The following is a 24,877-nucleotide window of genomic DNA, read 5'->3' as shown; positions in this document are numbered from 1 at the left end:
GCAGAGGGCATGGGGTATGGTACGTATGAACCGCATACGTTATAGCTCAGCCCAATGCCCCGTACTCCATGCCCTCTGCTTATGAACATCCGTACGCGCCTGACTTTGCTGTTTCTGCTGCTGGTCGCTTCGATCCTGCTGCTTTTTACGGTTTCGGTCTATTACTTATATGACCAGTTCCGGGAGCAGGAGTTTCAGCAGCGCCTGGAAGAGAAAGCATTTACAACAGTGCGCTTACGGGAGGATGTGGGCGAAGTGCCTAAGGACGACCTACCGTCGATGACCGATGAGCAGGTTACCATTTATAATTCACGCGGTGTCGTACTATACAATCAGGGCAATCAGCGTCCTCGGTTTCCGGTTTCAACGCATTTTCTATCGAAGATCACCCCCCACCATTCGCAGTACATTCGCATCGGCGATCTGGAAGCGGTGGCGGTCTGTCATCTCAACTCCCGGCACGAGCCGCTTATTATCGTCGCATCCGGAAACGACCGTTACGGCTTAACCAAACTGGACCGGCTCCGTGAGATTCTTTTTTCCGGCTGGCTGCTGAGTCTTATTATTGTGGGCATTGCGGGCTACCTCTTCGCCACCGATGCGCTGCGCCCCGTTTCCGAACTGATCGGTCAGGTCAATGCCATTTCGGCCACCAACATCCACGAACGACTGCGCGTGGGGCGGCAGCGCGACGAGCTGGCCGATCTGGCCCGCACGTTCAACGACCTGCTGACCCGTCTCGAAGAGGCTTTCGTTCTGCAGAAGAGTTTCGTGTCGCACGCATCTCATGAGCTGCGAACTCCACTGACGGTCATGATGGGCCAGATCGAAGTGACCCGACTCATGGCCCGCTCGCCTGAGGATTATGAGATCACACTGGACGGGCTGCTCGATGAAGTAAAGAGCATGATCCGGCTTGTCAACGGCCTGCTCGAACTGGCGCGCGCCAGTTCGGACGCGGTTACCCTAAATTACCAGCCCGTGCGGATCGACGAATTGCTCTGGCAGGCGCAGAGCCAGATTCTGAGCAAAACCCCCGATTACCACATCGATATCGACTTCGACAACCTGCCCGATCGGGAAGAAGAACTGGTGATCATCGGTGAAGAATCGCTGCTACAGACAGCTTTCCAGAACCTGATGGAAAATGGCTGTAAGTACTCCGCCGACAAAAGCGTATCGGTACGGCTTTCCTTCGAGCGTGGTCAGGTGTTGCTCACGTTCAGCGATCAGGGGTACGGTATTTCCGAAGAAGATCTGCCGCATATTTTCGAACCTTTCTACCGATCTGAGATGACGATGACCATCAAGGGCCACGGTATCGGCCTGGCGCTGACGCAACGCATCATTGAACTCCACCGGGGCCTTCTTCAGGTCGAATCGACGGTAGGCAAAGGCACTACTTTCCGAATAACCCTACCGATTCCCTACCGATCGACAGCGAAAGCAGACGAACCCAAAGCCCTGGAAGAAAGCCTGAAGCCAGAGCGGTCTTAGCCGACTTATGGCCAAGATGAACCATAAAAAAAGCCTCCCGGTGAGGAGGCTCTTGTGAATGAGAAAAACGATAGCCTATTGGCTGGCCATCTTTTTCTTCATCTTATGCTCTTTCTTCATCATTTTTGCCGAATCCGCCATCATGCCATCACCGGCTTTTTTAGCGTCTTTCTTCGCCATTTTCGCATCGTGCTTCATTTGCTTATGCGCTTGCTTGGCATCGTCCTGTGCAAAGGCACCTGTCATCAACAGAGTGGCCGCAGCAATCATCATTAACTTTTTCATTAGTCTATCTGGTTTGGTAGCTGACATACGCTAATAAAACTTCTGCACAGGCAAGTTGTTATTAAACTTCCATTAAAGCGCAGCAAATCAACTCACTAGATAGCTATTGACTACTCTGATTGCTCATTTTAGGCGACTTTTTACGGGCTTTAACATCCGATGGGCCGGTTCTGACGCTGCTGTTGGCATCCACCTTCGTAGTGCCTTTGTTAGACTGTGAGTTGGCCTGATACTGGTCGAGTGTAAGACCCGTTCCGGTCGAAGCACCGTTGGTTCCATCATGGGTGTTGGCCGAGCTAGTCGTCGAGCGGGCAGCATCGTTAGGGGTAATCGTACCGGTGGTGCCGTTGGGTGTTTTTTGGCTATTCGTTGCCCGGCGGGGTTGCTGCTGGGCAATCGTCGTTCCGCTCAGAAGCAGCGCGACGGCAAGAGTTGCGAGTGAATTTGTCATGGCTAGTTTTCAATTAACGTGAGTTATAGCTATAACAACTCCACTCGCTCCGGTTGGTTTCGGAAGGACGGAAGAATCTGCGAAAAGACTGCTTACGCGGCCACCTTGAATTCAGAAGTCAGGTGGAACTGAATATCGGGGTTGTTCTGCTGGTTCATGCGTAACATCCATTCCGATTCAGCCAGAAAGACCGGGTTTCGGTCTTTATCATAGGCAATTTGGTTGCCTTTCAGCCGGATAAATTCCGCCAGCTTGGCCGGGTTTTCGGCCGTAATCCAGCATGCTTTCGTGTAGTTGAGCGGCACCCAGCGGCATTTAGCCCCATATTCGTTTTCCAGCCGGTACTGAATGACTTCGAACTGGAGCTCACCCACAGTGCCAACAAACTTCCGGTTACCCAGTTCGAGATTGAATAACTGCGCTACGCCTTCGTCCGTCAACTGCTGGATTCCCTTGTCGAGCTGTTTCGACTTCATTGGATCGAGGTTGACCAATTCTTTGAAAATCTCGGGCGAAAAGCTTGGGATCCCCTGGTACTGAAGCTCCTCCCCTTCCGTCAGCGTATCGCCGATCTTGAACGTACCGGTGTCGTACAACCCTACTACATCGCCCGGAAACCCTTCATCCAGAACGCTCTTGCTATCGGCCATAAAACTGAACGGACTGGCAAATCGCACGTTTTTATCCAGGCGGGTGTGGTGGTAGAACTTATTCCGCTCAAATACGCCTGAACAGATACGAAGAAATGCGATGCGGTCGCGGTGGCGGGGGTCTAGGTTGGCGTGGATTTTAAACACGAACCCGCTGAACTGTTTTTCGTCGGGCAGTACCTCACGTTTGTCGGTTTGCCGGGCAATGGGTTCAGGCGAGATCAGGCAGAAGCCTTCGAGCAGTTCTTTTACGCCGAAGTTATTGACCGCCGACCCGAAAAATACGGGCGCCAGTTTGCCATCCAGATACGCTTTGTGGTGAAACTCGTCGTAAACGCCTTCGATCAGTTCTACGTCTTCGCGCAATTGAGCGGCATCCCGCTCCCCCACTTTCTCGTCGAGCAGGCGATCGTCGAGTTCAATGGGCAATACGTCGTCCTCGACTTTAGTTTTGTTAGCTTTGAAGAAATATAACTTTTTCTCGATCAGGCTATAAACACCTTTGAAGTCGGAGCCCATGTTTACAGGCCAGGTCATGGGCCGAACCCGGATGTTCAGTTTGGTTTCCAGTTCATCAAGCAAATCGAACGGATTACGGCCTTCGCGATCGAGTTTGTTGATGAAAATAATGACCGGCGTGTCGCGCATCCGACACACTTCCATGAGCCGTTCAGTCTGCTCCTCCACGCCCTTTACGCAGTCGATAACCAGAATGACACTGTCGACGGCGGTCAGGGTCCGGTAGGTATCTTCCGCAAAATCTTTGTGACCAGGGGTATCGAGGATATTGATCTTTAGATTATCGTATTCAAACGTCATGACCGAGGTAGCCACCGAGATTCCCCGTTGCTTCTCGATTTCCATAAAATCCGACGTCGCCGACTTTTTAATCTTATTCGACTTCACGGCCCCTGCGGTTTGAATCGCCCCACCGAAAAGCAGTAATTTCTCCGTCAGTGTTGTCTTCCCCGCATCCGGGTGACTAATGATGGCGAACGTCCGCCGACGGGCGGTTTCAGCCTGTATATTCGTTTGCATTATTCTCAGAATCAGAACACAAAGATAACAAAAAGTATGGGGCATGGGGCAAAGGGGGAAATAGAGATTGTTTTATTTCCCCTTTGCCCCATGCTCTACCCTTCACCGAAATGCCCACAACAACAGTGCCCAGCCGGCAATCATAGCGAGTCCACCCAGGGGGGTAATGGCACCCAGCCAGGTAACGCCGGTAAAGCAGAGTACATAGAGCGAACCCGAGAAAATTAGCACTCCTCCCAGAAATGAATAGCCCGACCAACTCAACAGTTTGACCATTGTCGGATTACTACCAAACAGATGGAGTAAAATACCCACCGACACCAGCGCCAGCGCGTGGTAAAATTGATACTTGACAGCGGTTTCGAAGGTAGCAGCCCGGCCTGATGCCTCCAGCATAGTCCGCAGCGCGTGTGCACCGAATGCGCCCAATGCAACGCCTAACAAGCCTAATACAGCGCCCGATTGAATAAAGAATTTCATAGATTGTCTGAACCGGGATTTAGTTTCTACTGCCAAAAATAGCGCTTCCGACCCGAACCATCGTGCTGCCCTCTTCAACCGCAATCCGATAATCGCCACTCATGCCCATCGAGAGATCACGAAACTGAACGTTGGGCCGCCGGATATCGGCCAGGCGATCATAAAGTTGCTTCAGGTCTCGAAACTCCTGCCGAACCTGCGATGCGTTATCGGTATTGGTCGCTAAGCCCATCAACCCAGTTACCCGGATATAGGCGAGGGCATCCAATTCGGGGGCGTTGAGCAAGGCTTCGGCTTCGTCGGGCGATAGGCCGAATTTGGTGTCTTCGTCGGCAATGTAAATTTGTAGCAGGCAGTCAATGACACGATTGTTTTTAGCAGCCTGTTTGTCGATTTCCTGCAAGAGTTTCAGGCTATCGACCGATTGGATAAGGGCCACGAAAGGCGCGATATATTTAACCTTGTTGGTCTGTAAATGTCCGATTAGATGCCACTCGATGTCGGCAGGCAGTTGTGGCTGCTTGTCGGCCATTTCCTGCACTTTATTTTCGCCAAATCGACGGCAGCCGGCCTCATAGGCTTCACGTAATAGCAGCACAGGTTTGGTTTTTGTAACGGCAATCAGAGCGGCTTTACCTTGTAGTTCACCTTCAATCCGGTGAATGGTATCGGCAATCGACATAATGGGCTGAGAGAATAGAGACGGATTCGTTTACTAAAATTATGCAAAGATAGGTTTGAGAACTAAGCGGAAACCTGTAGTTTTTGGCCGTAATTGCCAGGAATTTGCCCTGGCGGTGCAATAATTCATTGATTCGCTGGTTTTGAAAACAATTTAAGCCACAACTTATTACCCCGGTATGAACCCCATGGAACCCCGACCCCAGCCTCAAAACAACAGCCGCAGTTATTTATTAGTAGCCTTATTGATTCTTGCCGCATTAAACGTATTGCTGCTTTATTTCTATTACCAGGAGCGACAGGACAACAAAACCAAAGACGCCACCATTGCCGCCAAAACCGAAGAAGTTCTCGCAGCGAAAACCAAGCTCGACTCGATTTCGGCCCAGCTCGACGCGAAAATTGCCGAGATTCAGCGATTGGGCGGTAGTGTCGATTCGCTGATGCGCGTGAAAGTGCAGCTCGAAAAAGACAAACGTGAGCTGAGGAACGTAACGTCCTTCGACAGCAAAAAATACAATCAGAAAATTCGCAACTACGAATCGCTGCTGGCGCAGAAAGACGAGGAGATTGCCCGTTTGAAAGAAGAAAACGGGGTTCTGACGGTTCGAAATGATTCGCTAAGCCGCGAAAACAGCAGCCTTAAAACCGAACGGCAGAGCCTGAGCGATTCAGTGGCTTCGGTAGCCGCTGTCAACAAAGATCTGGCGGAAAAAGTAACTATAGCTGCTGCGCTGCGGGCCGAAACCGTTACGGTAAACGGCGTCAACGCTAAGGGCAAAGAAACCGATGGCGGCACGTATAAAGCCAAACGAACGGACAAAGTGCACGTTTCGGTGCTGTTAGCGCCCAACGGACTGGCTAAGCAGGACGAAAAAGAATTGTACCTGCGCATTCTGGACCCCAGCGGGGCGGTTATCTCCGATATGGCAACGGGTTCCGGCGAATTCACGTACAACAATCAGGGCATGATTTATACGGCTATGCAACGCTTTACCTTCACCAATAATCGCCAGCGGGTCGATTTTGTCTACGGTCGGGGTGGCCAGCGCTTCAACGAAGGGCATTACAACGTCGAAATTTATTGTGAAGGCTTCCGTATTGGCGAAGGCGAGTTCACAATCAAATAGCAGAGGGCTTGGGGCAAAGGTTGAAAACGTTATATCATTTTTAGCCCATGCTCTTTGCCCTATGCTTTTTTTTATCTACCTTTGCGGCCTCATTTCAAACCAATTACAAGAAAATGTTTCTTAATAACTACGAAACGGTGTTCATTTTAACTCCCGTTTTATCTGATGCTCAGATGAAGGACGCCGTTGACAAGTTCCGTAAAGTGCTGACCGATAATGGGGCGGAGCTTGTTCACGAAGAAAACATGGGTCTGCGCAAGCTGGCCTATCCGATCCAGCACAAGAATACAGGGTACTATCAGCTCTTCGAGTTTAAGGCTCCGGGAACGGCCATCGAGAAACTCAATACGGAGTATCTGCGGGATGAACGCATCATCCGTCATTTGACCATTGCGCTCGATAAACACGCTGTTGCGTACAACGATCGCAAACGGAATGGCTTAGTGGGTAAGAAAAAACAAACCGAAAACGCCGGATAGGCCCGACATCATGAGTCTGCAAAACGAATCCGTCTCGAAAACCGAGAACCGTAAAAAATACGACCGCTTCAAGAAAGCCGGCATCAAATACATCGACTACAAAGACGGCAACTTCCTGCTGAAGTTGTTGAACGAGCAGGGCAAAATTCTGCCCCGCCGGTTAACGGGTACAAGCCTCAAAAACCAGCGCAAAGTGGCCCAGGCTGTCAAACGCGCTCGGCATCTGGCTATTCTTCCCTACGTAGGCGATTCTTTAAAATAGTTTACAGGCTGCGGTTTCAGTGTGTTCGATAGACTCAACTGAAAACTAGCCATTGTAAACTGTAAACTCTTTTAAAAAAATGGACATCATTCTAAAAACTGATATCGCCGGCCTGGGCTATAAAAACGATACCGTCAAGGTAAAGCCCGGTTACGGTCGTAATTACCTGATTCCACAGGGATTTGCCGTTATGGCAACCGATTCGAACAAGAAGATCGTTGCTGAAAACATACGTCAGGCTGCTCACAAAGCCGAAAAAATCAAAACCGAAGCACAGAACATCGCCGATGGCATCGGTGATATGACCCTGACGATCCCGGCGAAAGCGGGGGATAGCGGCAAGATTTTCGGTCGGGTTACCAACACCCAGGTAGCTGAGGCCCTGCGGGAGAAGGGCTTCGATATTGACCGTAAAAAGATTACAGTTGAAGACGTCAAAACCCTGGGTACGTACGAGGCCTCGCTCGACCTGCATAAAGACGTCAAACATAAAGTGAAATTTGAAGTCGTAGCGGCTGAATAAGCAAGCTGGTTTCAAGCAAAACCGACTGGTACGTCAGAGGACGATGCCAGTCGGTTTTTTATTATATTTGGGTAAACCAAACCCGTCAAATGGCCGCGCTTGGTTTAGAGCCATTGCTGGATGCCCCCGAATCTGAAGCTGCTGATGCAACAGGCTGAGGTTTCCCTGCGCGACGAAGCCCGGCAACGGCAGCAGTTTTATGAGTGGGTTCATGAAGACCAAAGCCGAATTCATCGACGGTGCTATTGTTATGCAATCGCCGGCTAAAGAGCGGCATTGGGCGGCTGTTGGCAATCTGTACCGGCTAATGAGTACATTCGTTATCAAGCATCGGTTAGGCCGGGTGGCTTTTGAAAAGCGATGATTTCGCTTACTCGTAATGATTATGAGCCCGACATCTGTTTCTGGAGAAGCGACCGGTCCCGCGAATTTGCGGGCGAAATGATGCAATTCCCAGCCCCGGATCCGGTCGCTGAAGTCCTTTCAAAAAGCACAGAAAAGATTGACCGGAGAATCAAGTTCGACGATTATGCAGCTCACAATGTTCAGAAATACTGGATTGTAAACCCTCATAAACAACTTATCGAGCAGTATCTTCCGGTCCAGGATGTTCAGGCTTTTGCGCTCGGAAACACCTGCCGAATCAGCCAGGAAATCGAATCAGGAACTGTATCCGGATTTCGGATTCCGGTGGCCGCTGTGTTTGATGAAACGGCCAGCAACGAAACGCCAACATCGCTGCTTATCGATTGATTATCAGCAACTAAGGTAATGCATTTTTTATTCGTAGACGGACCTAAACGGTGCGTTTTTCTGTTGATAAAGTATGCAGTTTCATACCGAATTTTTGCCTGAATCGCTTCCCAATCCGGTTGGGCTGGAAAGCCGGATCGTGACCGTTGGCTCGTGCTTTGCTGAGGTTATGGGGCGTCGGCTTGCCGACCATAAACTGAATGTGCTGAACAATCCGTTTGGTACACTCTTCAATCCGATTTCGATTGCTAATGTATTGACTATGGCGCTCCAGGGCACCCACCCGGACGAAAGCCTGTACATCGAGCGCGATGGAATCTGGTTTCACTACGACTTTCATTCGTCACTCTGGGCGACCAGCCAGACCGAACTCCGCGATAAACTCGTCGATTGTTTGAATCAGACTGCCAGTGCCATTCGTCAGGCCGATTTTCTGCTGCTGACGCTGGGCACGGCCGTCGTGTACCGGCATATCGAAACGGGTAAAGTAGTGGCGAATTGTCATAAAATGCCCGGTAATCTGTTCGAGAAATACCTTTATCAGATCGATCATCTGCGCGATGACTTGAACAAACTAGTGAAAACCCTGCACCGAGCCAACCCAGCCCTGAAGCTCTTGCTGACGGTCAGCCCCGTGCGCCATACGCGCGATACTTTACCGCTCAACAGCGTCAGCAAGTCTACCTTACGGGTTATCGCCCATGAACTGACGACCTGGACCAACTGGATTTTCTATTTTCCGGCTTACGAGCTGATGATGGACGATCTGCGCGATTACCGTTTTTACGACGCCGATTTGATTCACCCGAACGAGCAGGCACACGAGTATATTTTCGGAAAGTTCGCCGAAAGTGCTTTCGACGCCAACCTCCGGCGTTTTGTAACGGACTGGGGTCAGATTCGTAAAGCACTGGCACATCGGCCGCTTTACGGGGATAAAAGTCCGGCTCATCAGCAGTTTCTGACAAAGTTGCTGACCCAGTTAGAAAATATGTCCGGGCTGGTGAATGTATCGGCGGAACTGGCAGAGGTACGAAGGCGTTTAGAAAATTGCGTACTGCACAATGCATAAGCGGCCGCTGTTGATCGGTCGTGCCGTTTACATTTTTCATTATACATTATTCATTTCCTGAATGTCTGATTACCGATTATCGAAAGAAGCTGTTCTAAAGGCGCTAAGTACCGTCGAGGAACCTGATTTAAAGCGTGATATCGTTTCGCTGAACATGGTGAAGGATGTAACGCTGGGCATTGGTTCCGTTCGCTTTACGGTGGTGCTGACAACGCCCGCCTGTCCGTTGAAAGAAGTGATTCGGAAGCGGTGCGAAGATGCGATTCATACCCACATCGGAGCGGACATTCAGGTAACGGTCGATATGACCTCCGATGTCACGTCGACCCGCAACAATACGCCTACGCTGCCGGGAGTAAAAAACATCATTGCGGTTTCGTCGGGCAAAGGGGGCGTCGGCAAGTCTACGGTAACGGCCAACCTGGCGATTGCTCTTCACAAATCGGGCGCTAAGGTAGGCGTTATCGACGCGGATATTTATGGGCCATCCATGCCTACTATGTTTGGGGCAGAAAACATTCAACCCCGCATTTTTCAGGTAGATGGCCAGACGCGCATGGAGCCAGTTCGGCAGTATGGAGTGAAAATGCTGTCGATGGGCTTGTTGGTCGATCCGGGCCAGGCGGTTATCTGGCGCGGAACGATGGCCGGGCGCGCTTTGCAACAATTCTTTTCCGACGCCGACTGGGGTGAGCTGGATTATCTGCTGATCGATCTGCCACCAGGTACGGGTGATATTCACTTAACGCTGGTACAAACTGTGCCGGTTACGGGGGCCATCATCGTGACGACGCCCCAGAAAGTTGCGCTGGCAGATGCGGTAAAAGGTCTGGCGATGTTCCGGCAACCGCAAATCAACGTGCCAGTGCTGGGCGTGATCGAGAACATGTCGTATTTCACGCCCGCCGAACTTCCAGATCACAAATACTACATCTTCGGCAAAGGGGGAGGTCAGCTACTTGCCGATCAATTTGACGTGCCTATGCTGGGGCAAATTCCGCTTGTGCAGAGTATCCGCGAGGCTGGCGACGAAGGTCGCCCGGCTTTCAGTGCTGGCGAACCGGTGGCCACAGAGGCTTTCCGATCGGCGGCCGAAGCCCTGGCTCAGCAGGTAGCGATCCGCAATGCCACCATCGACCGGACGGCGCGTGTTCAGGTTGCTTAATTTATCAAAGCAAAAAGGCCTTCTGAATGAAGGCCTTTTTGCTTTGATAAATTAACGCTAGTTTGTTTGCTTAACTGATTTCTTCACCAGTTTAGCCGTGTGCTTTGCTTTTTTGGCACTATCCGCTGTTACGTAATCGCCCTCCATTTTTGCTTCTTTTTTGGCGATTTTAGCATCATGTTTCAATTCTTTGGCTTCCATCTTGGCTACTTTTTTCGTGTTATCCTGTGCGACTGAAGCACCCGAGAAAAATAAAACCATAACCGAGGCAATCATTACATTTTTCATAACTGATAAGTGTTTTAGTGAACATAAAGCATCAAAGGTTATCCCAATAAACACAGGCCGGCAAGGCATGATTAGGATAGCCGCGTACATCTTTACTTCATAAGTGAATGGTGGTTTATGCGTATTAACTCATTAAGAACTGTCTTAAAACTTACGTTGCCAAGCCTAAAAAAACTTTACTTTTTCCCTAACAAATCGAATGGCAAAAAATGTGTAGATAAGTAGCGATGCTGTTTCTACGACAGCTTCAGGCTGATTACGCCCATAGAGTCCGGTTTTAAAATCCTGGGCCCAATCTAACAGGGCCAGGCAGTATAGAGTAAAACAGAGTAGCCCCCCTGCTATCATCAATAGAATCTGCGACTCCTGACGCATCGTAGTAAGACATGAATTAGTTCTATCAATAGAACTGAAACCTTTCCAGGAGGTTAGCTACTTAAGTAGAAATTCTATCGAGCGGTACTATTGAAATCGCTTATTTTCACTCCTTCCCAACAGGTAACCGCCTGTAAATAACCCACTTGGGTCAATACGGATTTTAACGCCACTTACCGACTAATTTCACGGTCACTTTTCAGGAAACTGTATAAGTTATAAGCGGTCAGCCCTATTTTTCTGCCGACTAATTCGCGGCTATTCACTTCGTAAGCTCTTCACGGGATCCAGCCAGGCGGCTTTGAGCGCCTGGTAGCTAACCGTCAACAAGGTGATCAGCAACGCCAGCCCCAGCACAACGACGAAGACGCCCGCACCAATCGTTATTTTATACGTGTAGTTTTCCAACCATTGATTCATGGCGTACCAGGCAATGGGGGACGCGATCAGACAGGCAATTACGACGAGCTGAACGAAGTCTTTCGACAACAAGCCCCATACATCAGCAACACTGGCTCCCAGCACTTTACGGACGCCAATTTCTTTGGTTCGCTGCTCGGCCATGAAGGAGGCCAGCCCAAACAAGCCCAGGCAGGAAATGAAGATGGCCAGCAGGCACACAATGGCCGAAAGATTGCCAATGAGTTCTTCATAGCTGAATTTTTTGGCGTATTCCGTGTCGGCAAACTTATAATCGAACGGATAGATCGGATTGTACTTATTAAAGATCGGAGTCATTTTCTCGATCGCTACCGAAGGAGATACCGCTGGGTTTATGCGCACGTTGATAAAGTTGACCCAGTTCTTAGCGAACAGAATCGTCATCGGTGCTACGTCACGGTACGGGGACCATTCCACTACAATATTGGGTATGACCCCTACGACGGTCCACTCTTTCCCGGCCCAGCGCAGTATTTCGCCAACGGGATGTTTCAAACCCATGCGTTTGACAGCCGCTTCATTTAAAAGCACACCGGCGGAATCAGTCACGAAATCTCTCGAGAAATCGCGTCCTTCCCGCATTTTGATTCCCAGTGTTTTGGTATAGTCATAACTCGTGGCCAAGGTCGTAAAAATGACGGATGCATCGTCGGGAGTGGCTCCTTTCCATTTCCAGCCACTGTTGTTACTCCACCATTGTGTAGGTGGAGCATTCGTCTGACAAACTGAGGCTACGGCTCCCGTCGCCAATAACTCGGCTCGAAGCGCTTCATAGTGGTCATTCAAATCTTTCGAAGAATTGACGGAAATAAGTCCTTGTTTCGTAAAACCAATGGGTCGGTTTTTACCATGCTGTATCTGCTGATAAATGATGAGGGTACCAATCATCAGCGCAACAGAAAACGTAAACTGGACAACCACGAGGATTTTTCGCGGCAACGAGGCATTTTTTCCGATATAGATTCCGCCTTTCAAAATCTTAACCGGGTTGAACGATGACAGATAAAGCGCCGGATAACTACCCGCTAATAGGCCCGTAAATACAGTGAAAAGAAGTATAATAACCCAGTAGACGGGATTCGCCAATTCGATAGACATCGTCTTCTCGGTTAGCCGATTGAAATAAGGTATCGAGATCAGAACAATGCCCAAAGCCAGCACCAGGGCCATACACGCAATTAGGGTCGATTCGCTTAAAAACTGCCCGATCAACTGCTGACGGCCTGAGCCAAGCGCTTTCCGAACCCCAACTTCCCTAGCCCGTTTCTCCGATCGGGCGGTGCTGAGGTTCATAAAATTAATACAGGCGATGATTAGAATAAACACCCCAAAAATGCCGAACAACCACACGCATCTAATAAAACCACCCGTATTTTTCCCATCGCTAAACTCCGAATAAAGCCGCCATTTGGCCATTGGATGCAGGAACAACTCGGGCTTTACGAGCTTTCTGATAGTAGCGTCACTGGATTGGTGGGCCAACACCACATCTTTTATTTTAGCGTTGGTTTTCGCCGGATCGATGCCATCTTTGAGTTGAACGAAAAGGCCAAAGTCGTTATTCCGCCAATCCGTTTTTGCGTATTTTACCCAGTCATACAGCTTCTCCTGCAAGCGCCAGGGGAGTAGATACTCGAATTGGAGCGTAGCATTCTTCGGTTGTTTAGCCACCACGGCCGTCACTTTTAAATCGGCCTTATCTTCCAGTCTAATGATCTTACCTATTGGGTTCTGAACCCCGAAAATAGCCTGAGCGGTTTCATCCGTGAGGACAATCGAGTAAGGCTCCTTAAAGGGGGCTTTATCGCCATTCAGAATGCTTAATGAGAACATATCTATGGCATCTTCGCCAATGAAAATGCCCTGTTTGACGAACTTCTGATTACCCACCATCAACGAACGGCCCCCTTCCGATCGCTGATACATTGCCACCGCTTTAAAGTCAGGGTATTTAGTTCTAAGCTCCTCGCCCAATGGAAACGGTATAGCGTCCTGCGTGCCCCGATGTCCATCGAAAGTTTGGTGCATTTTGACCTCATAGAGGGTTTCGTAGTTCTTATGGTGTTTGTTGGCTGATACCTCATCCTGTATCCAGATGCCAATGAGCATCGCCACCGCCATGCCTACCGCCAGTCCGGCAATGTTGATGGCTGAATACCCTTTATACTTGGCCAGGTTGCGAAAAGCGAGTTTTAAATAATTCCGAATCATGGTTGGCTGAAAAGTTGAGGGTTTAGAAACATCACTAAATCTCGAATAACGGGGCTTGAGCAAAGGGTCAGCCTGATGTTGCCAGAGCCTGGGGTGCACCAGCCGAACCAGGTCCCATACATACAGCCGACGGGCTTTGGCAGACCCATAGACTTGTACTCGTTTATAAAATAATTCATCCAGATCGCCCTGAAGCTCTTCGCGTAAGTGCGGGGCCGCAATGCGCTCCAGCAGGCGTTGCGCCCAGCGGGGTGGTTGGGCAGCGTTTCTCTGCTCGTGGCTCGTTTGGTTCGGATTCATGCCGGGCTCCCGCCAAAAGCGGCTTTAGAAATACCAGCCCACAATTCATTACGGATCCGCCGGGCTTCCTGCAACACCTGCTCGCCCAATGGTGTTACGGTAAACAGACGTTTCCGACGCCCGCCCCGCTCCGCTGTCGACTCACCGAATCGGGAAAGTACCAGCCCTTTTTCCTCAAGGCGCTGCATGGTTCGGTGAACAGCGCCCAAACTCATGGGCCGTTCCAGACGATGGCTAAGCTCTTCCATGACCGCTACACTGTAGGCATCATCGTAAAGCAGGGCGATGGTTAGTAGAACGATCTCTTCAAATTCTCCTAATTGAGCACCTTTCATCGACTGACATGTTTATCCTACTCATTTGTATAGCAAATAAGTGACCAAGTTCATAAATGGCTGTTTCAGCGATATAGAACGTGATTTTGCCATTACCGGCTGTCCGTAAGCGGACAAGCGCTGTTCACAGCCGGACAACCTACTACCGACATGGCTTTTTCCGTCGGGAATTTGGTAACGTAGTAATCAACTGACTATGTAGTATGCCTTGATAGCCATCGATATCACGGGATTAGCCGTACGGATAAAAATCGTGGTCGGATCGGCGAACGCATGAATGAAGCCTGGACAGATCAGAAAGTCGGGTCCTATTATGACCATGCACTACCAAAAACAGGTTTTGTCGAAGAGAAATCAGCCAGATAGGCGGTAGTAATATCTATCGGGTGTTCGATGCGGCCACGGTCGGTCATCAGTAATACCCAACCAGGGTAGTAACGGACCTTGGTTCCAGTTGGAGCTGATTGGCTGAAACTATAGCTTTTTCCAGCGTTTTTGTCGCACTTGTCACATAACGGGCAAACTGGTTGTTGCGAAGAGCCAAACCCTGCACGGGAAAAGAAGCCGGGCGATCAGTCATGTTGATACAAACCAGTACTACCTGCTTCCGGCTGACATCTTTATAAGCCGATATCATACACTGACCAGCCTCTTCTACCGGATTGCTGGTCGCCCCAATACGAACCCCAATCCGCTGCATGCCGGGCCGGACAAAACGGGCAAAATTGCCAAATGCCCAGAGTTGTTTTGAATCGAGGACCTGCCCATCCAGCCGGGCGTGGTCATGCTGTTTATATTGACCATCCGGGCCGTTGATGTACACCAGACCATCACTGTAGTTATACGGATTGATCGCCAGCCACCACTGCCAGGACGTCACACGGGCAACCGTCAGATCGTTATGAATAACCTTGGCGACGTACAGGCCGTACGCTATGTCGGTGTGGCGGGGACTACCGTTGTACTGCCCGCAGATGTCGCCTAAAACGCCGAATTCGCTTTGCCAGAGTTGAGGATTCCCAACCGACTGCGCTCGTTGAGCCGCTCGTTGCCGGATAGTCACCAGAGCAGAATCCCGGCAAGTGGTGAAATAACTATGATAAGCCCAGATCGGGGCTACATTAGGCAGGGTTCTGAGAGTAGTCGGCTGCGTTGAGCCAAAAAAGTAATCCAGTTGATTGCCACGGCCGCTCTCCCCTTGTCCGTACAGGTAATTCAGTTGACCGGCTTCGCCCATAACAACCATTGCTTTAGCATTGCGGGCAGTCAGTTTGCCGGATAAAGCCTTCGTTACGGCCAGTATGTCCGCATTCTGAGCGGGTGAACCTTCCTGCCCGGCTTTTCCATTTTTACCTGCCGTCCAGTCCCATTGCGGTTCATTGATGGGGCTTAGGTAATCGAAGTGGAAATGGTCTGCCACTGTTGTCAGAAAATCGGCGAAAGGCTCCAGCGCGGTCGGTTTGAGATTGAAGGCTTTCCCGCCTGGCGAAAAGGCTTTGCCATTCCGGGTCATGGATACGGGGGGCGAGTTGGTAAAGCCCAGTGTGTAGCGAACACCCCGCTGGCGAGCCGCCCCCAAAAACCACTGACTGCCGGCTTGTTTGCTCCAATCATACTGGCCATCGGGCGTTAGAAAACACTCTTCCCGTCGCCATTCATCCCCAATAGCACTACTGTCTTTCTGTTCATAGCTTCCTGCGCCAATATTCATCCGCCACAGCGATAAACCAATACCTCTGGGTTGTCCATTCGGCAGCGTATCCAGGCTAAATAACAGATCGGCAATCTGGTTCTTTTTGGCTTCGTCGCTCCAGGTTCCGATGAATTTTGCCGACCAGCAGTCGGATGCGCCAAAGCTGTGAATTGTCTGAAATTCTTCCCGTAGATTGACCGTCACCGGCTGATTCAATAGTTTATCCGGCGGTAACTGGGTTACATGATGGCTTGTGCTGGCCAGTAGACTAAGCACAAGCAGTGTCGTTATGGAAAGAAGTCTCATAAAAGGGTCGGGTAGTCGTTGACTTTAGCGGTTAATATGCTCGAAACTTACCATAAAAGCCAGAGGTAGCCTTATTAACAGCTACTTTATGAGGTGATCAGTAACGAATTTAGCGATAGGCGGCATTCGTGCCAGTAGGATACTGTTGTGGTTCAGACAAGAAATTATGTCTCCCCGAAACCAGGCATAACTATATCGGTAAGGAATGGGATTGTTTTTTAATTAACTTGCGTTATTAAACTAGTGAAGATGTAAGCTGGGGCAAAGGCTGCGTCAGGAGGAAAACTCGAATAATATCTTCGAAATCAACGCAGTACGGCAAATGCGGCAATTTACCGTAAATCGATATGTCAATGGAACCGGTAGTGAATAGCGACCAACTGATTACCAAAATAGAACGAGCCCTCGACAGCATGCGTCCGTATCTGGCGGCAGACGGCGGGAACGTGAAAATACTGGAAGTGACGGAAGACAAAACCGTCCGGCTTGAACTGATCGGTTCGTGCGGTACCTGCCCCATGTCGACCATGACGTTCAAAGGCGGCCTGGAAGAAGCCATTCTGAAAGCCGTACCCGAAATTGCGAAAGTCGAAGCAGTGAATTTAACACCTGCTTTTTAAGGTTTCTGGTTATACTACCAGACGTTATTTCAACAAGTCCAAAGGTTATGGGTGGCACACCTGTGTTTAAAGCGACACGTGTGCCGGTCCAATCGTTGTTTGATCATCTGGAACCAGGAATTTCAGCAGATGAATTTCTTGATGATTTCCCGACAGTATCAAAAGAACAGGTTATCCCAACGCTAAAAATAGCCGAACGCCTGTTAACATCAAGCAATCTCCATTCAATTTATGAGGCTGCCAACATCTCAATAGATACCCAACACCGGTAATTGTTCCTGATACGTACACAAATACGTATCCAATCCTACAGTCTGTCATACCAGAGTTACTTGAGATTTTACAGTTGTAGCTAACGCCAGGAGCCGTTGTAATAAAGCCTGAATAAGTAAGCCGCTAGTTTCCAGACCAGCGGCTTTTTTGTTTCTTTGCACCATAGACTGTCCCTCAATTCTGTGAAAATAGGCATTTTTTTCGGTGGACCGGCGCGTGAGCGTGAGGTATCTTATGCGGGTGGGCGAACTGCCTTAGCCAATTTAGACAAAGGTTTATTTGAGCCCGTGCTCGTATTCGTCGATGGGCGGGGGCGGTTCCGGCTGGTCGAACCAGAGTTTCTGCAAGCCCCGTCGCTACGCGAAGCGTTGCCCCAGGATGACTCCGGTTTTTCGGTCTACGACGAATCGGTGGCTCCTACAGCGCTTGACCAATGGCTTCCTGAACTTCGACCCGAACACTTTCGGGAGCATTTCGATATGGCCTTTCTAGCCATGCACGGTCCCGATTGCGAAGATGGTGCTATCCAGGGTTTGCTCGAATGGTATAAAATGCCCTATACTGGGCCGGGGCTGGCGGGTTCGGCGGTGGGTATCAATAAAATCCTGCAGAATGAACTGATCGCGCTGGCAAACGGTCAGCGAAAGAAAACGGCGACGATCGGTCGGAATGCCTACGAGCAGGCCAACAAGGCCCAGTTTTTTCAGTCGCTGATCAATCATCTGGGACTACCTATTGTGGTGAAAGCTCCGCATCAGGGTTCCTCGATCGGCGTTGCCATCGTGCGTGAGGCTGATCTGACGCAGTTCTGTCGGGCGGTCGAACAGTGTTTTTTTACCACGAGTATCCAACCCGATGGCTGGAGTAAGTTGAGCGAATGGGCTACTCTTTCCACGGATGAGAAACGGGAATTGGCTCAGAAAATGGTCAGTCTGGATTCCGGCATCAGCTTTCCGGTTGTCATTGAACAAACGGGGGAAATAATCGCCCATCCAAGAGAGTTTATCGAAAAGCTCGATACGCTTACAAACCAGCCGGGTGCTGGCATTACCCTGGCGTCTGTGAATGCGGAGGATGACGTTTTGTTTGAGGAATTCATCAGTGGCCAGGAGTTCTCATGTGGAGTAATTCAGGACGATGATCAGATCGCCATCGCTTTACCCCCAACCGAGATTTATAATGTTACCAGCTTCGATTTCGAATCGAAGTATAAGCTTAACACCACGAAGAAGCGCATTCCGGTCGAGACGAGTTTAGAGAACAACCGAAAGATTCAACTGGCAGTGGCCGACGTTTTCTCTCGGCTGGGTATCAACGTGTACGCCCGAATCGACGGCTTCCTGACGCCCGCTGGCGATGTTCTGCTTCATGATCCGAACACGATTCCGGGTATGTCGCCTTCCTCGCTGATTTTTAAGCAGATGGCGGAGATCGGGCTCAATCTGACCAATTCGCTGACTTACCTGATTCGCCAATCTTTGCACGAACGCATTCGTACGGGCAAGGATACATTTCATCTGAAGCAACTGCTAGCGAATCTTGATAACAGACTGGCCGACCGGAAACAAAATCCATTGCCCGAACGCGTAATCTCATTCGGTATCGACGATGAAGGGTTTACCGCTGCCAAACAGCAATACAACGAGTTAGCTGCTTCGGGTGCGGTGCGGCCATCTTTGATGTACATCAAAAGCAAAGAAGAGTCGCATGAGATTCCGGTCAATCTGCTCTTCAAGGAGACAATCGAGGAGCTGGAAACAGCGCTGACGCAACCCCGGCATCCGTTACTGGTCGAAACCACCGAGCGCGCCCATCATGTCACGGAACGTTATGTGTAAGAAATGAATAATGGATAATGTAAAATGAATAATACCTACCGAATTATAGCTCATTCATTTTACATTATCCATTATTCATTTCTTACAATAAAACCGGTTGGCCGGTTCGTACCGATTCGTCGCAGGCAAAGGCTATCTGAAGGCTATTGACCGCATCCTGCATATGGTCACTCAGATCCATATCTTCCTGAATGGCTTTCAGGAAATAGCGTTGTTCGCGGTTGCACAGTTCCTGGTGATCTGGCTCATCCTGCATGTCGATCCAGGTATCGGTCTGCACAAACTGGTCGTTTGCGTCTAAAGCCGCCCGGTGCACACGCAGTGATTCTGTCTTGGTATGCGAATCTACATTGTCGGATTTGCCCGTTCCTCCAGCATTTTTCGCCACAATAGATACGCAGCCATCGGGTCCAATGACGTCTTTCACAAAAAACGCCGTTTCGCTCATCATCGGTCCCCAACCCGCTTCGTACCAGCCCACCGACCCGTCTTCAAAGCGAATCTGCAACTGTCCATAATTGTAGTTATCGGCGGGAATGTCGTTGGTCAACCGCGCGCCGATCGCGTTTACCTGTACGGGTTTCGAGCGGGTCATCTGACACATGACATCGATGTAGTGTACACCACAATCGACGATAGGGCTCAGGCTCTTCATCAGATTCCGATGGACCGTCCACATCATTCCGTGGCTTTGCTGGTTCAGATTCATACGCATAACCAGCGGTTTGCCCATTTCGCGGGCTACTTCGACAAATTTTTCCCAGGATGGATGATGCCGCAGAATGTAGCCGACCACCAGTTTTTTACCTGCTTTTATAGCCGCAGCAACCACCCGCTTCGCTCCCTCGACCGTATCGGCAATCGGTTTTTCGATGAACACATGGCAACCCTGTTCGAATGCCATGATGGCAAACGCTTCATGAGTATCCGGATAGGTGGAAATACAAACAGCATCGGGTTTAGTGTCGGCCAGGGCCTTGGCATACTCATCGAACAGCGGGTAGCCACCACCCAATCGTTCGTTCAGCACAACTTTGCTGTTTCCAGTCGATACGATCCCGCAGATGTCGAATCCATCCAGGGTTTTATAGGCGATGGCGTGCGAAGAACCCATGTTGCCACAGCCGACAACAAGCACACGTAAGGGCTGAGAAGTTATTGACATATTACTCGGTAGCACTAGATAAAAAGGTTTGTAAACTTAGCTACAGAAGCGAAACAATACACCATTCTCCCCAGGCAGCGTTAAAAGAGAGTTCATTTTTACTACTCTAGTGGATATGGGTAATCTGCAGTTTATTTTCTCCCTGTGGTGTTCGTAAGGAGATTGATTCGCCCACGTGCTTACCGAGTAAGAGCCGGGCGATGGGTGCCGTAAAAGCAATCAAACCCTGGCTCGCATTGGCTTCATCTACGCCAACAATGGTAAACTGCATGGTTTTCGCTGCTTTATTAGTCAGGCTACGTAAGTCGACCGTAGCCCCAAACCGGACGCCATCCGAGGCCTGGGTGGGCGTATCAACCACTTTGGCACTGGCAATGCGTTGATTAAGGTTGGCAATGCGCCCATTCAGTTCGGCTAACCGGCGTGTCCGTTCGGTTTCGTCACCACTATCGATCTGTGCCTGAGCGCGTTCGGTTTCCAGTTCATCCAGCTCGGTATGTAACAACCGGAGCCCCCGCGGAGTAACGTAATTTGTGGTAGCGGGTGGTAAGGGAGCCCGCGCCGGTATAACCACCGGGTCATCTGCCGACTCATTTTTCAGAAAAGCCCTGCTCATCGTCGTATTTGTTTTATTCAAAAACGTCACCTGTCAGCAGTTGTTTAAAACGGCGCTACCCGTCTTATGGTGGCGTATCTCGCTTATTCGATTATCTACTGGACGTCAACCTGTTACGCATACGCAAACAGTTGAAGACGAATTTCCTACGGTTTATACCCTGAATACTACGCTTCGTAAATCTCCTGATTTCAGTACGATGACGGGTCTATTACTTTTGTCCGCAAGTGAACAAGGGTTGTCCAACTACGGACAGGCGAACTGATAAGACAACAAACTAACTAGCTGACTATCAATAGTTTTTCGTTTTGGCACAACCTTTGGCACATGTACAGTATCCAGTAAACAACATTTTTAACACACTAAACATTACACAACCATGTTTTCCCTAATGAACACCGCAGTCGCTACCCTCCTGCTGAACGCTTCTACCTTAACTAATCCGACCACGCCCAATACGTTGCCTTTCGATGCCAGTGCCTACGTGACGATCAACAACCAGATCCGGGTCGCCGTAGCGAAAAGCTCAGAGGTACCTGTTGAAGTTGTCCTTCGCAACGAAGCGCATCAGGTTCTTTTCATGCAGAATATCAGCAAGAAAGAAGCTAAGTATGCTGTGAAACTCAACGTGAATGAGTTGGCGGATGGCCAGTATGAACTAGAGGTTAAATCGGCGCAAGGTAGCATTCGTAAACAGTTGACCTTATCGACGAAACCGGTTCAGCAAAACAATCGCGTTGTTGCGATGCTGTAAGCAGTCGATTCTCCAATAAAAAAGACCAGATCAAGTCTGGTCTTTTTTATTTCTACACACCTCATTTGATCAGGCTACGATAATCCCTTTAGCTCGTCCTGCACAGCGAATGGTTGACTACGCAGTCGTTTGCCCGTTGCCTTAAAAATAGCGTTGGCAATAGCGGCACCCGCTGGCGGCAAAGACGGTTCACCAAGTCCCGTTGGCTCGATCGTGTTCTGAACGAAGTGTACTTCCACTTCCGCCGGAATTTCATTCAACCGAATAAGCCGGTATTCATTGAAATTCTTTTGTTCCGGTACACCGTCTTTAAAGGTAATATTCCCGTACATCGCATGACCGATACCGTCGACAATACAACCTCGTACCTGTTGCTGCGCTCCGCTCTGGTTTACTACAACTCCGCAGTCGGCGGCAGAATACACTTTTTGTATGACGGGTTTGCCTTTCTGCATCACCACTTCGCCCACCTGTGCTACGTAAGAACGGTGCGAAAAATAAACACTGAAGCCCTGCGCAACCAGTTTTCCGTCGGCTCCTTTTCGCTTGCCCCAGCCCGATTTTTCGGCGGCTAGTTCAATAACGCCCTTCATCCGGTCGATATCGTATTTAATAGCTCCAACTGGCTTTTGTTTGGCTTTGTCCAGCAACTCCAGGCGGAACTGTACGGGATCTTTGCCCGCTGCCTGTGCTACTTCATCGATAAACGCCTGTTCGGCAAAGGCCAGAAAGTTTGTGATAGGTGCCCGCCAGGGACCCGTCGTGATCGGCGATTTATGATCTACGCTATCAATCAGCAGGTTGTCGACGGCACCCGACGGAAAATTATCTTCCCGCGTCGAATTACCTGCATTGATGCTGGCTCCCCGTAGTTTGTAGCCGATCATGTTACCCTGCGCATCCAGAGCCGCTTCGAACCGATACCGCACGGCTGGACGATAGCTGCCTCCGGTCATATCATCTTCCCGCGTCCAGATCAGCTTAACGGGCGCGTTTACCAGTTTCGATACCTGCACCGCTTCGATGACGTAGTCTGCTTTGAGCCGACGCCCGAAACCACCGCCCATCCGGGTCAGTTGCACGGAGACTTTATCGGGCGAGATACCCAATAACTTAGCCGTTTCGTTACGAGCTAGCTCGGGTGTTTGAGTTGGACCAACCAATTCTGCTCCGTCGGGTCGCACGTGAGCAAAAAAGTTCATGGGCTCCAGGGGGCTATGCGGCAGAAAGGGGCATTGATATTCAGCTTTAACCACTTTAGCCGCGTTTTTGAAGGCTGTGTCAACGTCTCCATCCTTCCGGCGAACCGTGGCATTCGAGCTGTCCAGCATTTCCTTGAACAAGCGATTGTGGTCTGCTGTACTTTCAAGGGCGTCGGCCTTCTCCCACTCAATTTTCAGCGCGTCTTTCGCCTTCTTGACCTGCCAAGTCGACTTACCAACCACCGCCACATTGTTATCAAACGTCACCACGTTCACAATACCGGGCATCGTTTTTACGACATCAGCGTTCGACGATTTTAATTTATACCCAAAAGCAGGCCTTTGCAACATAGCAAACAGCATTCCATCCCGATAGAAATCTAAGCCGAACAACGGTTTTCCCGTGATAATTTTAGGATTGTCGACGTTTTTAATCGTGCTGCCTATCAGCTTGAAGTCCTTAACTTCCTTTAGTTTGACATCGGTCGGAACAGCTAATTTGGATGCTTCTGTCGCCAGATCACCATAGCTCAGCTTTCGTTTGCTGGTCGTGTGCACGACGAATCCTTTGTCGGTTGTGCATTCGGTTACCGGTACGTTCCACTGTTTCGCGGCTGCTTCTACCAACATCTGGCGCGCCGTGGCCCCTGCTTTACGCAGACGTTCCCACGAATGCGGAATCGAACCGCTTCCGCCGGCAACCTGACGTTCAAACTTTTTGGTGTCCAGCGGAGCCTGCTCAACAACGACCTTAGTCCAGTCGGCATCCAGCTCTTCGGCCACAATAATTGGAAAAGCGGTTTTAATACCCTGACCCACTTCTGGGTTAGGAGATAAAATAGTAATAACGCCTTGTGGGTTGATCGATAGATAACTATTAAAATCAACACCAGCCAGCGCAGAGGCTCCGGCTTCCGGTATGGGAAGTATAGTAGCCTCCGAATCGGTCCAGTTAAACCCCAGCAATAAACCACCCCCAGCCGCAGCGGCTACTTTGAGAAAATTTCTCCGATTGGAATTCGCTAACGTCTGCATGACTATTTGGTTTTTGACGTTTTAGTGGGCGTTGTAGCCGGAATCGTAGCGGCCAGTTTTACCGCTTCCCGAATGCGATGATAGGTCCCGCAACGGCAGATATTACCGGTCATGGTATCGTCGATCTCAGCCTGCGTCGGTTTAGGATTGCGTTTAAGCAGAGCTGCAGCCGTCATGATCTGACCAGCCTGGCAGTAGCCACACTGCGCCACATCTACTTTATCCCAGGCTTGCTGAACCGGATGAGTTCCGTCGGCCGATAATCCTTCGATTGTCGTTACTTTCGATTTACCGACAGCCGACACCGGCAACACACAGGAACGTGTCGCTTCGCCATTTAAATGTACAGTACAGGCTCCGCACTGCGCGATACCACAACCATATTTTGTGCCTAATAAACCCAGCGAATCACGTAATACCCAGAGTAAAGGCGTGTCTGGCTCAACATCGGCCTGGTAGTCGCGCCCGTTAATTTGTAGTTTGAAGATAGCCATCGATTGGAGAGTTGACCAAGAGTAGCTAATATAAGAAAAAGCCAGCGGTAGTCTACTGAAGCGGATGATTAAAAAAGCAAAAAGGCCGGCGATCGAATGATCACCGGCCTTGGTCTCATCAGGTGGCACCTTCCTACTCTCCCGCTTGTGACAGCAGTACCATCGGCAGTACGGGGCTTAACGGCTCTGTGCGAAATGGAGAGAGGTGTCCACCCGCCTTACCAGCACCAACCTGTTGACTCGTCTGAGAAGCTAACCTCTCAATATCTCTAATAGCTCGTGAGTCTTTTTTCCCACAGAGAGAAACCGGGCACTACCCGACTATCCGTCCGGCCAATCATCGATCTATCGTAAACAAAATAACAACTCACTCTCGGGGTCATTAGTACGGCTCAGCTCTATGCATCTCTGCACCTCCACCTGCCGCCTATCCACGTGGTCGTCTCCCACACCCCTTCTTATTGG

The 24,877-nt window shown here is 50.0% G+C and carries 26 protein-coding genes and 2 rRNA genes; 13 read left to right on the top strand and 15 right to left on the bottom strand.

What is annotated here, in order from left to right; genetic code table 11:
- Positions 1-81 precede the first annotated feature (81 nt).
- Positions 82-1,497, top strand: coding sequence for a sensor histidine kinase (locus tag ACYVC2_RS05875; RefSeq protein ID WP_461101373.1), 1,416 nt, complete (start codon positions 82-84; stop codon positions 1,495-1,497).
- A gap of 75 nt (positions 1,498-1,572) precedes the next feature.
- Here ACYVC2_RS05875 and ACYVC2_RS05870 read toward each other — a convergent pair whose 3' ends face one another.
- The 5 genes from ACYVC2_RS05870 to ACYVC2_RS05850 form a co-directional block, all read right to left on the bottom strand.
- Positions 1,573-1,782, bottom strand: coding sequence for a hypothetical protein (locus ACYVC2_RS05870; RefSeq protein ID WP_461101372.1), 210 nt, complete (start codon positions 1,780-1,782; stop codon positions 1,573-1,575).
- Positions 1,783-1,885: 103 nt separating this feature from the next.
- Positions 1,886-2,233, bottom strand: coding sequence for a hypothetical protein (locus ACYVC2_RS05865; RefSeq protein ID WP_461101371.1), 348 nt, complete (start codon positions 2,231-2,233; stop codon positions 1,886-1,888).
- A gap of 92 nt (positions 2,234-2,325) precedes the next feature.
- Positions 2,326-3,921: a peptide chain release factor 3 gene (locus tag ACYVC2_RS05860; RefSeq protein WP_461101370.1), complete on the bottom strand. Its 1,596-nt coding sequence runs from the start codon at positions 3,919-3,921 to the stop codon at positions 2,326-2,328.
- A gap of 102 nt (positions 3,922-4,023) precedes the next feature.
- Positions 4,024-4,401 (bottom strand): DUF423 domain-containing protein, encoded by a 378-nt coding sequence (locus ACYVC2_RS05855; RefSeq protein WP_461101369.1) that lies wholly within the window; start codon positions 4,399-4,401, stop codon positions 4,024-4,026.
- Positions 4,402-4,420: 19 nt separating this feature from the next.
- The gene (locus tag ACYVC2_RS05850) at positions 4,421-5,083 is read right to left on the bottom strand and encodes a YggS family pyridoxal phosphate-dependent enzyme (RefSeq protein WP_461101368.1); all 663 of its coding nucleotides are present in this window, start codon (positions 5,081-5,083) and stop codon (positions 4,421-4,423) included.
- Between the two features lie 187 nt (positions 5,084-5,270).
- Here ACYVC2_RS05850 and ACYVC2_RS05845 point away from each other — a divergent pair, with 187 nt between their 5' ends.
- The 8 genes from ACYVC2_RS05845 (at position 5,271) to ACYVC2_RS05810 (ending at position 10,466) form a co-directional block, all read left to right on the top strand.
- Complete coding sequence (locus ACYVC2_RS05845; protein WP_461101367.1) at positions 5,271-6,212, top strand: hypothetical protein; 942 nt, start codon at positions 5,271-5,273, stop codon at positions 6,210-6,212.
- A 113-nt stretch (positions 6,213-6,325) separates the two neighbouring features.
- Positions 6,326-6,691, top strand: coding sequence for a 30S ribosomal protein S6 (gene rpsF, locus ACYVC2_RS05840; RefSeq protein WP_461101366.1), 366 nt, complete (start codon positions 6,326-6,328; stop codon positions 6,689-6,691).
- Between the two features lie 10 nt (positions 6,692-6,701).
- On the top strand, positions 6,702-6,953 hold the full coding sequence (gene rpsR, locus ACYVC2_RS05835) for a 30S ribosomal protein S18 (RefSeq protein ID WP_012925715.1): 252 nt from the start codon (positions 6,702-6,704) through the stop codon (positions 6,951-6,953).
- A 79-nt stretch (positions 6,954-7,032) separates the two neighbouring features.
- A complete protein-coding gene (gene rplI, locus ACYVC2_RS05830) occupies positions 7,033-7,476 on the top strand; it encodes a 50S ribosomal protein L9 (RefSeq protein WP_461101365.1) in 444 nt (147 codons plus the stop codon).
- 199 nt (positions 7,477-7,675) lie between these two features.
- Entirely contained in the window at positions 7,676-7,840 is a 165-nt protein-coding gene (locus ACYVC2_RS05825) for a hypothetical protein (RefSeq protein ID WP_461101364.1), read from the top strand.
- The gene (locus ACYVC2_RS05820) at positions 7,837-8,229 is read left to right on the top strand and encodes a Uma2 family endonuclease (protein ID WP_461101363.1); all 393 of its coding nucleotides are present in this window, start codon (positions 7,837-7,839) and stop codon (positions 8,227-8,229) included. The genes ACYVC2_RS05825 and ACYVC2_RS05820 overlap by 4 nt, the downstream gene beginning before the upstream one ends.
- A 73-nt stretch (positions 8,230-8,302) precedes the next feature.
- Entirely contained in the window at positions 8,303-9,301 is a 999-nt protein-coding gene (locus ACYVC2_RS05815; protein WP_461101362.1) for a GSCFA domain-containing protein, read from the top strand.
- Positions 9,302-9,362: 61 nt separating this feature from the next.
- Positions 9,363-10,466, top strand: coding sequence for an Mrp/NBP35 family ATP-binding protein (locus tag ACYVC2_RS05810; RefSeq protein ID WP_461101361.1), 1,104 nt, complete (start codon positions 9,363-9,365; stop codon positions 10,464-10,466).
- 57 nt (positions 10,467-10,523) lie between these two features.
- Here ACYVC2_RS05810 and ACYVC2_RS05805 read toward each other — a convergent pair whose 3' ends face one another.
- The 4 genes from ACYVC2_RS05805 to ACYVC2_RS05790 all read right to left on the bottom strand — a co-directional run bounded on the left by ACYVC2_RS05805 (position 10,524) and on the right by ACYVC2_RS05790 (position 16,415).
- A complete protein-coding gene (locus tag ACYVC2_RS05805; RefSeq protein ID WP_461101360.1) occupies positions 10,524-10,754 on the bottom strand; it encodes a hypothetical protein in 231 nt (76 codons plus the stop codon).
- 633 nt (positions 10,755-11,387) lie between these two features.
- Positions 11,388-14,081: an ABC transporter permease gene (locus ACYVC2_RS05800; protein ID WP_461101359.1), complete on the bottom strand. Its 2,694-nt coding sequence runs from the start codon at positions 14,079-14,081 to the stop codon at positions 11,388-11,390.
- Positions 14,078-14,416, bottom strand: coding sequence for a PadR family transcriptional regulator (locus ACYVC2_RS05795; protein ID WP_461101358.1), 339 nt, complete (start codon positions 14,414-14,416; stop codon positions 14,078-14,080). The genes ACYVC2_RS05800 and ACYVC2_RS05795 overlap by 4 nt, the downstream gene beginning before the upstream one ends.
- A 412-nt stretch (positions 14,417-14,828) precedes the next feature.
- Positions 14,829-16,415, bottom strand: a complete 1,587-nt coding sequence (locus ACYVC2_RS05790) for a glycoside hydrolase (protein ID WP_461101357.1) — start codon at positions 16,413-16,415, stop codon at positions 14,829-14,831.
- 353 nt (positions 16,416-16,768) lie between these two features.
- Here ACYVC2_RS05790 and ACYVC2_RS05785 point away from each other — a divergent pair, with 353 nt between their 5' ends.
- The 3 genes from ACYVC2_RS05785 to ACYVC2_RS05775 all read left to right on the top strand — a co-directional run bounded on the left by ACYVC2_RS05785 (position 16,769) and on the right by ACYVC2_RS05775 (position 19,146).
- On the top strand, positions 16,769-17,035 hold the full coding sequence (locus ACYVC2_RS05785; protein ID WP_461101356.1) for a NifU family protein: 267 nt from the start codon (positions 16,769-16,771) through the stop codon (positions 17,033-17,035).
- 5 nt (positions 17,036-17,040) lie between these two features.
- Positions 17,041-17,307 (top strand): DUF433 domain-containing protein, encoded by a 267-nt coding sequence (locus ACYVC2_RS05780; protein ID WP_461102292.1) that lies wholly within the window; start codon positions 17,041-17,043, stop codon positions 17,305-17,307.
- A 183-nt stretch (positions 17,308-17,490) separates the two neighbouring features.
- Complete coding sequence (locus ACYVC2_RS05775; RefSeq protein WP_461101355.1) at positions 17,491-19,146, top strand: D-alanine--D-alanine ligase family protein; 1,656 nt, start codon at positions 17,491-17,493, stop codon at positions 19,144-19,146.
- An 82-nt stretch (positions 19,147-19,228) separates the two neighbouring features.
- Here the strand turns inward: ACYVC2_RS05775 and ACYVC2_RS05770 are convergent, their stop codons facing one another.
- Together ACYVC2_RS05770 and ACYVC2_RS05765 are read right to left on the bottom strand one after the other, a co-directional pair.
- Entirely contained in the window at positions 19,229-20,311 is a 1,083-nt protein-coding gene (locus ACYVC2_RS05770; protein WP_461101354.1) for a Gfo/Idh/MocA family oxidoreductase, read from the bottom strand.
- A 106-nt stretch (positions 20,312-20,417) separates the two neighbouring features.
- Positions 20,418-20,927 (bottom strand): GreA/GreB family elongation factor, encoded by a 510-nt coding sequence (locus ACYVC2_RS05765; protein WP_461101353.1) that lies wholly within the window; start codon positions 20,925-20,927, stop codon positions 20,418-20,420.
- Between the two features lie 391 nt (positions 20,928-21,318).
- Here ACYVC2_RS05765 and ACYVC2_RS05760 point away from each other — a divergent pair, with 391 nt between their 5' ends.
- Positions 21,319-21,681, top strand: a complete 363-nt coding sequence (locus ACYVC2_RS05760; protein ID WP_461101352.1) for a hypothetical protein — start codon at positions 21,319-21,321, stop codon at positions 21,679-21,681.
- A 74-nt stretch (positions 21,682-21,755) separates the two neighbouring features.
- Here the strand turns inward: ACYVC2_RS05760 and ACYVC2_RS05755 are convergent, their stop codons facing one another.
- From ACYVC2_RS05755 to ACYVC2_RS05740, 4 genes are all read right to left on the bottom strand, one after another.
- Positions 21,756-23,918: a xanthine dehydrogenase family protein molybdopterin-binding subunit gene (locus ACYVC2_RS05755; protein WP_461101351.1), complete on the bottom strand. Its 2,163-nt coding sequence runs from the start codon at positions 23,916-23,918 to the stop codon at positions 21,756-21,758.
- A gap of 2 nt (positions 23,919-23,920) precedes the next feature.
- Positions 23,921-24,412 (bottom strand): (2Fe-2S)-binding protein, encoded by a 492-nt coding sequence (locus ACYVC2_RS05750; RefSeq protein WP_461101350.1) that lies wholly within the window; start codon positions 24,410-24,412, stop codon positions 23,921-23,923.
- 120 nt (positions 24,413-24,532) lie between these two features.
- Positions 24,533-24,644 (bottom strand): 5S ribosomal RNA (rrf, locus tag ACYVC2_RS05745).
- Positions 24,645-24,773: 129 nt separating this feature from the next.
- A 23S ribosomal RNA gene (locus ACYVC2_RS05740) occupies positions 24,774-24,877 on the bottom strand; the annotation flags it as partial.

The organism is Spirosoma koreense, assembly GCF_054777875.1.
This window is presented reverse-complemented; position numbering and strand designations above follow the sequence as displayed.

Bases quoted from the DNA above. Each gene is read 5' to 3' on its own strand.
- ACYVC2_RS05875 (WP_461101373.1), top strand. From the start codon at position 82: ATGAACATCCGTACGCGCCTGACTTTGCTGTTTCTGCTGCTGGTCGCT.
- ACYVC2_RS05870 (WP_461101372.1), bottom strand. From the start codon at position 1,782: ATGAAAAAGTTAATGATGATTGCTGCGGCCACTCTGTTGATGACAGGT.
- ACYVC2_RS05865 (WP_461101371.1), bottom strand. From the start codon at position 2,233: ATGACAAATTCACTCGCAACTCTTGCCGTCGCGCTGCTTCTGAGCGGA.
- ACYVC2_RS05860 (WP_461101370.1), bottom strand. From the start codon at position 3,921: ATGCAAACGAATATACAGGCTGAAACCGCCCGTCGGCGGACGTTCGCC.
- ACYVC2_RS05855 (WP_461101369.1), bottom strand. From the start codon at position 4,401: ATGAAATTCTTTATTCAATCGGGCGCTGTATTAGGCTTGTTAGGCGTT.
- ACYVC2_RS05850 (WP_461101368.1), bottom strand. From the start codon at position 5,083: ATGTCGATTGCCGATACCATTCACCGGATTGAAGGTGAACTACAAGGT.
- ACYVC2_RS05845 (WP_461101367.1), top strand. From the start codon at position 5,271: ATGGAACCCCGACCCCAGCCTCAAAACAACAGCCGCAGTTATTTATTA.
- rpsF (WP_461101366.1), top strand. From the start codon at position 6,326: ATGTTTCTTAATAACTACGAAACGGTGTTCATTTTAACTCCCGTTTTA.
- rpsR (WP_012925715.1), top strand. From the start codon at position 6,702: ATGAGTCTGCAAAACGAATCCGTCTCGAAAACCGAGAACCGTAAAAAA.
- rplI (WP_461101365.1), top strand. From the start codon at position 7,033: ATGGACATCATTCTAAAAACTGATATCGCCGGCCTGGGCTATAAAAAC.
- ACYVC2_RS05825 (WP_461101364.1), top strand. From the start codon at position 7,676: ATGAGTGGGTTCATGAAGACCAAAGCCGAATTCATCGACGGTGCTATT.
- ACYVC2_RS05820 (WP_461101363.1), top strand. From the start codon at position 7,837: ATGATTTCGCTTACTCGTAATGATTATGAGCCCGACATCTGTTTCTGG.
- ACYVC2_RS05815 (WP_461101362.1), top strand. From the start codon at position 8,303: ATGCAGTTTCATACCGAATTTTTGCCTGAATCGCTTCCCAATCCGGTT.
- ACYVC2_RS05810 (WP_461101361.1), top strand. From the start codon at position 9,363: ATGTCTGATTACCGATTATCGAAAGAAGCTGTTCTAAAGGCGCTAAGT.
- ACYVC2_RS05805 (WP_461101360.1), bottom strand. From the start codon at position 10,754: ATGAAAAATGTAATGATTGCCTCGGTTATGGTTTTATTTTTCTCGGGT.
- ACYVC2_RS05800 (WP_461101359.1), bottom strand. From the start codon at position 14,081: ATGAATCCGAACCAAACGAGCCACGAGCAGAGAAACGCTGCCCAACCA.
- ACYVC2_RS05795 (WP_461101358.1), bottom strand. From the start codon at position 14,416: ATGAAAGGTGCTCAATTAGGAGAATTTGAAGAGATCGTTCTACTAACC.
- ACYVC2_RS05790 (WP_461101357.1), bottom strand. From the start codon at position 16,415: ATGAGACTTCTTTCCATAACGACACTGCTTGTGCTTAGTCTACTGGCC.
- ACYVC2_RS05785 (WP_461101356.1), top strand. From the start codon at position 16,769: ATGGAACCGGTAGTGAATAGCGACCAACTGATTACCAAAATAGAACGA.
- ACYVC2_RS05770 (WP_461101354.1), bottom strand. From the start codon at position 20,311: ATGTCAATAACTTCTCAGCCCTTACGTGTGCTTGTTGTCGGCTGTGGC.
- ACYVC2_RS05765 (WP_461101353.1), bottom strand. From the start codon at position 20,927: ATGAGCAGGGCTTTTCTGAAAAATGAGTCGGCAGATGACCCGGTGGTT.
- ACYVC2_RS05760 (WP_461101352.1), top strand. From the start codon at position 21,319: ATGAACACCGCAGTCGCTACCCTCCTGCTGAACGCTTCTACCTTAACT.
- ACYVC2_RS05755 (WP_461101351.1), bottom strand. From the start codon at position 23,918: ATGCAGACGTTAGCGAATTCCAATCGGAGAAATTTTCTCAAAGTAGCC.
- ACYVC2_RS05750 (WP_461101350.1), bottom strand. From the start codon at position 24,412: ATGGCTATCTTCAAACTACAAATTAACGGGCGCGACTACCAGGCCGAT.